This is a genomic window from Psychroserpens mesophilus (assembly GCF_050617655.1).
Lineage (GTDB): Bacteria > Bacteroidota > Bacteroidia > Flavobacteriales > Flavobacteriaceae > Psychroserpens > Psychroserpens mesophilus_A.
The window spans coordinates 1-273 of sequence record NZ_JBODQC010000158.1 but is presented as its reverse complement, the minus strand read 5'-3'; the positions used below and the strand labels follow the sequence as shown (position 1 = coordinate 273).

Below are 273 nucleotides of genomic sequence, written 5' to 3'. Positions count from 1 at the left end.
CTGTAGGCCTGATACAGACCGTCCGGTGCATCGCCGGTGACCTTGAAGCCGCGCCCGTAGAACGGCACGCCCAGCACCAGCTTGTCGGCCGGCACACCATGCTCGCGGTAGTACTGCACTGCGCCGGCGACGTTGTTCCAGCGCCGCAGCTCCGGCGCCAGCGGATCGGTCGGCACTTCATGCAGGGGCGCATTGAACGTCGACACCGATGAGAAGCCGGTGCCCATGTCGTAGCTCATCAGGTTGATGAAATCGAACACCTTGGCCAGCGCC

At 64.5% G+C, this 273-nt stretch carries 1 protein-coding gene; it reads right to left on the bottom strand.

Annotated elements, in window-relative coordinates:
* Nucleotides 1–273 (bottom strand): glycosyl hydrolase family 18 protein (locus tag ACRHNM_RS16755; protein ID WP_431137757.1); only part of this gene is annotated, 273 nt, incomplete at both ends.